General features: G+C 47.4%; 1 protein-coding gene. It reads left to right on the forward strand.

Annotated features, from left to right (window positions below; all coding sequences use genetic code 11):
• A partial coding sequence (locus KDK18_RS00085) for a hypothetical protein (RefSeq protein ID WP_257252314.1) occupies window positions 1-1,379 on the forward strand: 1,379 nt, incomplete at both ends.

Here is a 1,379-nt window from a genome sequence, read left to right on the forward strand (position 1 = left end):
GGTAACAACGATGGTAAAGAGTATCGCGCGGACTTGAGAGACAGATGTCTGGCAGCAATAGCCCGGGGTGATTCTTTTCGGTATACCCCTTATTGTCGTCATCTGGAGGGTCGGTTGGGCCCGGAAGAAACCCGGAAGATCACCTGCGATATTCTTATTATCGAAGGCACTCATGTTAATGATCCGGGGGCTAGGGCTTCCATTGATCATGCCTTGTTTCTTAATAGTGATGATAATTTAATTAGCTGGAATATGTGGAAGCGAAATTATCTTCTGGGCAATCGGACTCAACAAGAATTGTTTGCCATTTTGCAGGTTTTGTTTGAACAGTTTAAAACCTGGAGGGAAAGAAATGCCGACCTTTCAGATGTTCATTTTTATTGGCATGCAATTAACGAAGTCCCGGAGCTGACGGAAGAGACGGTTGATTCAGTGCTGCCAGAACTGGTTCGACAGTTGCAACTTCATCATTTTAATTCGGGTTTTGCCCTCGCTCGCCTTTTTCAACAGAACCCATTGAGTTCGGAAGTATTTAGTGCTCGTATGCGTCATCACTTTCAACCTTTGATGTCCGGAAGAAGTCTGGTGGCGATGGAGCATGAAAGGTTTCTTTCAAACATTAAGACGTTGTTGGAACCATTGGGGTTAACTCTTTATCAGGTCGAACATGGTAACGAGTGTTTATTTGTTTCACTGGAGTCTGTCCTGCGACCGTATTACTTGAATCGTGACAGAGTCATTGCCCTGTTAAGACAATTATGGAATGCCTGGAAGAATAACAGACTAACTGATGCCCAGAGAAGACTGCTAGGCTGGGTTGCCGGAGATATTGAGGCCGAAGCTGATTTTCTGTCACAAGGTAATTTGGGTGGGCTTCCTACGATTTTGATGACATGGGCAGCCCTGATGGGATCGAGTCATCCACCCGACAAGCCCTTGTATCTTATGATCCGTTTAGGAAGTGTGATTAAGCTTTGGAGCATTAACCTGGATGGCAGCATTAGTGAATTAGCTGCTCTTCCGGAAGGTGAGCCGGTATTGATCTACGATGGTGTCAATCGCTGGATGTTTGCTACGCCCGGACAGGGTGTGCCGGGTGATATGGCTGGGGTGGTTCCGGTGGTTCATCCGAATGCTGGCGTTCACAATGGCGGAGGCAGTGACGATGATTCAGGTTTCTATTCTTCTTCCAGTTCCAGTTCATCTTCGTCGCTGTCATCACTCTTGAGCTCAGCGGTCGGTCCTGTTCGCCAGGTTGATGACATGGTGATCGGGGGTAATCTAACTGAACCTCTGGAGACGGATTCCAATGAGGTTATTTTCCCAGGTGTCCACTCAATCTGCATACCAGCAACGGAAGCCCGTTACTGGCCCAGAGT

It is taken from the genome of Endozoicomonas sp. SESOKO3, from assembly GCF_024606255.1.